General features: G+C 31.3%; 7 protein-coding genes. 4 read left to right on the forward strand and 3 right to left on the reverse strand.

The features are described 5' to 3' along the window. Positions 1–241: 241 nt before the first annotated feature. Entirely contained in the window at positions 242–415 is a 174-nt protein-coding gene (locus JCM14822_RS20700; protein WP_157047864.1) for a hypothetical protein, read from the reverse strand. A 327-nt stretch (positions 416–742) separates the two neighbouring features. Here JCM14822_RS20700 and JCM14822_RS17290 point away from each other — a divergent pair, with 327 nt between their 5' ends. Then, on the forward strand, positions 743–2,095 hold the full coding sequence (locus JCM14822_RS17290) for a sodium-dependent transporter (protein ID WP_054743758.1): 1,353 nt from the start codon (positions 743–745) through the stop codon (positions 2,093–2,095). Between the two features lie 56 nt (positions 2,096–2,151). Here the strand turns inward: JCM14822_RS17290 and JCM14822_RS17295 are convergent, their stop codons facing one another. Beyond that, complete coding sequence (locus tag JCM14822_RS17295) at positions 2,152–2,871, reverse strand: polysaccharide deacetylase family protein (RefSeq protein WP_054743760.1); 720 nt, start codon at positions 2,869–2,871, stop codon at positions 2,152–2,154. 881 nt (positions 2,872–3,752) lie between these two features. Between JCM14822_RS17295 and JCM14822_RS22165 the strand changes: the two genes are divergently transcribed. From JCM14822_RS22165 to JCM14822_RS17305, 3 genes are all read left to right on the forward strand, one after another. Then, entirely contained in the window at positions 3,753–3,974 is a 222-nt protein-coding gene (locus JCM14822_RS22165) for a response regulator (RefSeq protein ID WP_242861548.1), read from the forward strand. Then, positions 3,958–4,326: an HTH domain-containing protein gene (locus JCM14822_RS22170; RefSeq protein ID WP_242861549.1), complete on the forward strand. Its 369-nt coding sequence runs from the start codon at positions 3,958–3,960 to the stop codon at positions 4,324–4,326. Before JCM14822_RS22165 ends, JCM14822_RS22170 begins: the two co-directional genes overlap by 17 nt. A 306-nt stretch (positions 4,327–4,632) precedes the next feature. Then, positions 4,633–6,447 carry a M23 family metallopeptidase gene (locus JCM14822_RS17305; RefSeq protein ID WP_054743762.1) on the forward strand — a complete coding sequence of 605 codons (1,815 nt, stop codon included), beginning with the start codon at positions 4,633–4,635 and terminating at the stop codon, positions 6,445–6,447. Between the two features lie 103 nt (positions 6,448–6,550). On the opposite strand, the gene JCM14822_RS17310 is transcribed toward JCM14822_RS17305, so the two are convergent. After that, positions 6,551–7,132, reverse strand: coding sequence for a sensor histidine kinase (locus JCM14822_RS17310; protein WP_054743764.1), 582 nt, complete (start codon positions 7,130–7,132; stop codon positions 6,551–6,553). Positions 7,133–7,218 lie beyond the last annotated feature (86 nt).

The following is a 7,218-nucleotide window of genomic DNA, read 5'->3' on the forward strand; positions in this document are numbered from 1 at the left end:
GTTCTATTTGCCATCTTATACGATAAAGTTCTGTAATAATAAATGTATTAAGGGCTTCTTTGCTGATGTTAGTAACCATAAGATTCCAATGTAAAAACTGACGATTATGTGAGTCAATATCTTCACCATTATTTTGGAGGATTGCCTTTTTGATACGCTTAGTTGCAATGTCATCAGAAAGTTTTACACCTACTAAGCGGACTTTAAGCTTGTTATATTTTTCGATTCCAATATAAATATCTCAATCAATAGAATCTTTATTTTGGCTAAGAAGTTCTTCTAACTCCAGTTGTTCATAGATAGTATATCTTTCTGAAATTGATTTGTAACACTTTAAAGCTGATTTTGCAACTTTTTCTATAAAAGATGGTATAAAAAGTTTAAAAAGTCTAGATACTAACTTTGCAATATGCATGGGAAACCTCCTAATCTGAGTACTATTAGATTATAGAGGTTTCCCATTTTTATTGAATTTATTACTGGAAAATTTTATTTATAAGTTAACGCTTATGAATTATAAACAATAGCAATAAAGTTTAGTATAAAAGACTGTCTTAGTTTGAAATTTGCAATAAGGTAGTCTTTTTTTGCTTAAAAATAAAAAAAGGATTAATTACTCAATAAAATTAGGGTTAAAAAAGTTTTAATATTATGTCAAATGAATTTTGTTGCTATATGTAAAATTATATGATATATTATTTAAAAATGGTTGATGAAGATAAAAATATAAAAGGAGGACAAAATGGAAAGTAGAAGTAAATTTACAGGCAAAGTAGGCTTTGTATTAGCAGCAGCAGGTTCTGCAATTGGACTTGGGAATATTTGGCGTTTTCCCTATCTTGCAGCTAAATACGGTGGGGGGATGTTTTTATTAATTTACATATTATTGGTTATGAGTTTTGGATTTGCCATTATGATTGCAGAAACTTCGTTAGGACGTAAAACAGGATTAAGTCCAATAGGTGCGTATCGTGTATTAAACAAAAAATATAGTTGTATTGGCGCTATTGCATCAATTGTTGCATTCTTAATTTTACCTTACTACAGTGTAATTGGTGGATGGGTTATGAAATATCTTGCAGGTTATGTGCAAGGTGAAACTATTGCAATGGCTACAGATGGGTATTTTGGAGGATATATTGCACAACCAGTTGAGCCTATTGTTTGGCAAGTTATATTCGTAGTACTTTGTGGGGTTGTTATTATTCGTGGGGTAAAAGATGGGATTGAAAAGGTAAGTAAAATCTTTATGCCAATTCTTCTTATATTATCAATAGTTGTAGCTATTTATTCAGTAACTTTACCTGGTGGTATGGAAGGTGTTAAATATTTCTTATTACCAAGTTTTGAACATTTCTCAGGGATGACAGTTGTAGCAGCATTAGGACAAATGTTTTATTCTATGTCACTAGCTATGGGGATTATGATTACATATGGTTCTTACTTCCACAAGGAAGATGACCTTGAAAAATCAGTTAAACATATTGAGCTATTTGATACAGGAATTGCTATTATTGCAGGAATGATGATTATTCCAGCAGTATTTGCTTTTTCTGGCGGCGATGAAACTGCATTAAGTGCAGGGCCAGGCCTTATGTTTATTACTTTACCTAAAGTATTTGCCAATATGGGAATGAGTAGAGTGATAGGATTAATCTTCTTCTTATTAGTATTATTTGCAGCTTTAACATCAGCTATTTCACTTATGGAAGCTGTTGTATCAGTATTTTGTGATGAATTTAAATGGGATAGAAAGAAAGCAACAATCATAGTAACAATTTGTGCCATTCTTTTAGGTATTCCATCTTCATTAGGAAATGGTATTTGGAGTGGATTTACAATCTTAGGTCTTGGTATTTTAGATCAAATGGATTTCTTAACAAATTCAATCTTAATGCCAGTAGGAGCATTCCTTACATGTATCTTTGTAAGATATATTATTAAACCACAAGTATTCATTGATGAAGTGAAACAATCCTCTGAATTTAAAAGAGAAAAATTATTCGTTGTAGTTATTAAATATATTGCACCAGTTTGTATTGTTGCAATTTTAGTAACATCAATTCTTAGCACATTTGGATTTATGTCTATTTAAAATCAAAAAATAGGGCGTATTAAAGGACACGTCCTATTTTTGTGTTTGAGTATATTTCATTTTTTGATGCGATAGTAATAAGGGGGTGTAGTGGCATCTATAATTTTAAAAGTATAACCTTGCTCTTTGTAGTATTTAATGAGATTAGGTAAAGCTTTACAGGTGTTTTGGTTATTTGTATTACAGTGAGCTAGGATGATTTTTCTTGAGCTTTTATCCATAAATTTAGTGCCATTACGTACCAATTCAATTGGAGATAAATTACCTTTGACCCCATCTTGAAGATCTACATTCCAGTCATAAATTTGATAACCTTTGGCAGTTAGTGTCTCTAACCAAGCTTTTGTGAGACGCCCTGAACTGCCACCAGGAAAGCGGATTGCTTTAATATCAAGAGTGGTACCTAATACTTCATTAATGATGGTAAGATTTTGATCCATTTCTGAGATAAAGGCATCACAACTTGTATAAATTTTTTTGAAATCATGACTATAGGTATGAAGTCCAATGCCGTGTCCTTCTTCATAAATGCGTTTTAAGATAGCTTCACGACCTTTAATTTCTTTACCTACAATGAAAAATGTTGCTTTTACATTATTTGACTCTAGAATATCTAGTATTTCTTCTGTGATTTTAGGGGTAGGTCCATCATCGAAAGTGAGATAAACAAGTTTTTCTTCTGTAGAGGAAAGCTGGGCAGCCTGCATAGGTTCAAAAATAAGCAGAAATGCTAGAAATAAAGAAAGTATGGAAAATAAATAAATCTTATTTTTCATAATAACCTCCATAGAAATACATTGAAATGATTTATTAAATAGTATATACAAAGTTTGCATTATTATTTACAAAGATATATGAAAACTAGTGTGGAATAAGAATAAACAAAATGAGGCTGTATATAATAAAAGAGAAATTAAAAACGTCTTTAAAAGAAAATTACATAAGGTATATGTATTTTTTATGTAAATAATGTATAGTAGAAGCTACAAGATAATTGATGAGAAGGAGAAAAAGATGGAACAAAACGACATACCTGAGGTAACTAGTAATCTTAGAAACAATTATGTGTGTGTACCAGAAAAAATTAATTTATGTACGGGTATCTATTTCTTTTGAAAATGTTTTCGCTCTTTAATATTTACAACAGATGTTGAAATTATTAAAAATACTAATGTAGATGTTTATCCATTAACACTACAGTCAACAATTACACAAGCTATTTTAAGTGTGTTAGATATCCCAGTTATTTGTGGCGTAGGTGGTGGAATTACGTATGGGATACGTTCGGTCAATATTGTCTTACATGCACAATTCCAAGGCGCAATTGGTGTTGTTTTTAAATGCGACTGTGTCAAATGAAACAATTATTAAGGAAATGATAAGATATAAAAGTAATGTGACACAAAAGTGGATCATATTCAATAACAAAAGGCTAATTACATGAAAGATTAAAGTATGTAATTAGCCTTTTGTTATTGAATATGGTAAATAAGTTAATTAATTCATTTAAAGAGATAATAAGTTAAAAGTGTAAGTATTTTAAAATTTGTATTATAATAATGAAATAACATATAAAAATCATTGCATAGACATAAGTAGCAAACGACTCAAGAGGAGCAAAATGATGAGAAAAGTATTAATCGTATAAGATAATCCTATGTCAGCGGCCATCAATAAGAATCAACTAGAACGATTGGGGAATGTAGAAATGATAGATCCCGTAACTTCATTAGATGAAATAATGGAAATTATGGCGAATGAAAAAGGTGACCTTATATTAGTAGATGTGTATTTACCTATTACAACGGGTATAGAAATTTTAAGAGATCTACGAAGAAAAGAAATATTTAGTAGATGTTATTATGATTACAGCAGCTAAAAATAGTGATGAAATTCAAGAAGCATTTGCCTATGGCGTGATAGATTATTTAGTAAAACCATTTTCTTTTGAACGATTTCAAGAAGCTATTGCTAAATATGATGGAAAGTGTGAAATATTAAATCAAAAAGTGGTTTTGGAACAAGCCGATATAGATGTGACTTATAAAAAGCAAGAAGTTTCAAGAAATACGTTACCTAAAGGACTTGAAAGTCGTACCTTGGCTAAGGTGATTCATACATTAGAAAATTTATCCGAAAATAGTTGGACATTAAAAGAGTTAGCAAATCATATAGGGGTAAGTAATGTTACAATTAAAAAGTATATGGATTATTTAGAAGAAATGGATTGAGTAGAAGTTTCAATTAATAGAGGCTGCATTGGTAGGCCGGAGCTAAGATATAGCTTAAGGTAAGGAAGCATATAAAATATACATAAAGTCAAAAAGGTGCAAGATTTTGGTAAATCTCACACTTTTTTTGCTTCTAAGGGGGGTAAACTTTACAAAGTGATAAAAATTTGGTATAATTCGTTGAATTGTAATAGTCTCGTAATATTAGTTAATGAATATAAAAAGAATTAAGTAAACCTGTAAAGGTTTTATAAAGGAATCGCTTATAAAATATAAATGGAACAAAAAATCTAGGAGGAAACCAAGGTGGCTTTTTTAGAACATATGAAAAGTAATAAAAAGAAATACAGTCTCGTAGCAGCAGCTATGGTAGCAGGCGTTACTATTTCTTGGTTTAGTTTAAGACATAATGCATATGCAATCAGTATTAATGGAGCAGTAATAGCTGTTGTTAAGGAAAAAGAAACAGTTGCACCTATTTATACAAGTGTTGTAGAACATATAAAAGAAGAAGTTGGGACAGATATTGCGGTGCATGAAACATTAGCCGTAGAACCTATACATAGTTCAAGTAAAAAGATTAATTCAGAAGAAGATGTAAGAAAAGCTTTAAATGAAGCTGTAAGTTATGATGTAGCAGCTTATGAAATTATGGTAGATGGTAAAGGATTTGTAGCAGTAGAAAGTAGAGAAATTGCATTGCAAGTACTTGAAAAAATAGCAAAATCATATTTGCCAAATGATGGAAGTGTTATTTTACAATCAGATGCAACTGAAGAAACAGTACAAAATGAAGAAGTTGCAAGTGAAGGCCAAGAAGAAAATGCGGAACCTGAAAAGATGCAAGAAGATTCATCTAAAGCAGAGGCAGCTCAGGATAAAGTGATTCAGGAGTCTATAGAAACAGTAAATGAAACATCAACAGCTGCAATAGACAAGAAAGAATCAGAAACAACAGATTCAGCAGTTAAAGACAATGGTTTAAGTGAAGCGCAGGCAGATGCTGATAAAGGGAATGTGGCACTTGATCCATCCAAAGAAGTTATTGAAATCCCAGAAGCACTTCCAGAAAAAGAAGTTAATGAGTCTGTAAGTGTAGGAAAACTTGAAGTCGAAAAGATAATTGAAAACAAGGATTCGAAATCAAAGGGACAAAAAATTGAACGTGAGATTAAAGATTTAGATTTCCATGAGAATGTAACAATCCGTAATGTGTATGTAGATAAAGATGATATTTTAACAGCAGATGAAGCTGAAAATGTATTATTAGGTAATACGCAAGAAACATTAGAATATGAACTTCAAGAAGGGGATAATATTTGGGATCTTGCAATGCAATATGGTACAACAATGGAGCATATATTAGAGATCAATCCACAAATTGAAGATGAAACAAAGATGCAAATTGGAGATGTTATTAAATTAGAAGTACCAAATCCAATTTTATCAATTACAACAGTGACAGAGACAAACTATAAAGAGCTTATTCCAGCTAAGATTCAATATGTAGAGTTCTCAGATTTATATAAAGATGAAACAAAAGTATATCGTGAAGGAAATGATGGAATCAAAGAAGTAACTGTAGATGTTACAAAGGTAAATGGTAAAGAAGTTTCACGTAAAATGATTTCAGAGAAAACTTTAAAAGAAGCTAAGATTAAAGTTATTGCTTATGGTACAAAGGAAAAACCAAAAGTAAGTACAAATAATGGAGGAGGAAGCGCTTCTGCTTCAGTTTCTTCATCTTCTGAGTTTATGCATCCATTAAACGGTAGTGGCTCAATTTCTTCAACTTATGGTTCAAGATGGGGAACATTCCACTATGGTTTAGACTTTGCAGCACCAGCAGGTACACCAATTTATGCATCGGCAAGTGGTAGGGTTATTTATTCAGGATATAATCAAGGTGGGTATGGTAAATTAATTATTATTGATCATGGTAATGGATACCAAACTTATTATGCACATTGTAGTAGTTTATATGTGAACGTAGGTGAATCTGTTTCACAAGGACAAAATATTGCAGGTGTAGGTACAACAGGAGATTCAACAGGAAACCATTTACACTTTGAAGTACGTATAGGTGGTACACCAGTTAATCCATATGGGTATGTTTTTTAAATAATTAAAAATGCTCTTCTTTAGGACGGATAGTTTTAAACTATTTACCTAAAGAAGAGCATTTTTTATATGTAATGAAATATAACAAAAAGCGTATATAAAATTAACTTTTGTAAGATAGTCTAATAATAAAGGTACATTCACCATCAGGAGTATCCTTTAAAATGAGATTCCCTTTATGTAATTTAACGATTTCAAAGGCGATGCTTAGACCTAAGCCATAATGTTCCTTATGATGCCTTGAAGAATCTACTTGGTAAAAACGTTCAAAAACTCTAGATTTTAAGTCGTTAGGAATAACATTACCATTATCTTGAATGACTAATTCTATAAAGTGATTATTTTGCTGTAGTGCCAATGTAATTTGTGTATTAGGTGGCGTATGGGTGATGGCATTATCTAAGAGGATAATAAGGCATTGATTAATGCGATCTTTATCCACGAGAAGAGGTGGAAATATCTCATTTGGTAAGCAAATCTTAAGTGCTTTATGATTTTGACGAGTTATTGGGAGGTAATTTTCATAAAGATCAATTAAAAGTGTATCTAACTCGGTTTCATCTTTTGAAATATGCCAGTGACAGGAGTCGGCATTAGTCAAAAGAAGTAAATCATTTACCAAACGCGTCATACGTAAACTTTCGTTTTCAATTAAAGGTTCATCACCATAAACTGTGCTTGACAAACTAAATACCAAATTTTACAGATAAAAAATACATCTGGTGTCATGTACTCTAGTAAGTGCGAACAAACTTAGATACGGAGAACTTC

Origin of the sequence: Cellulosilyticum ruminicola JCM 14822 (assembly GCF_001311925.1) — a bacterium.
Lineage (GTDB): Bacteria > Bacillota > Clostridia > Lachnospirales > Cellulosilyticaceae > Cellulosilyticum > Cellulosilyticum ruminicola.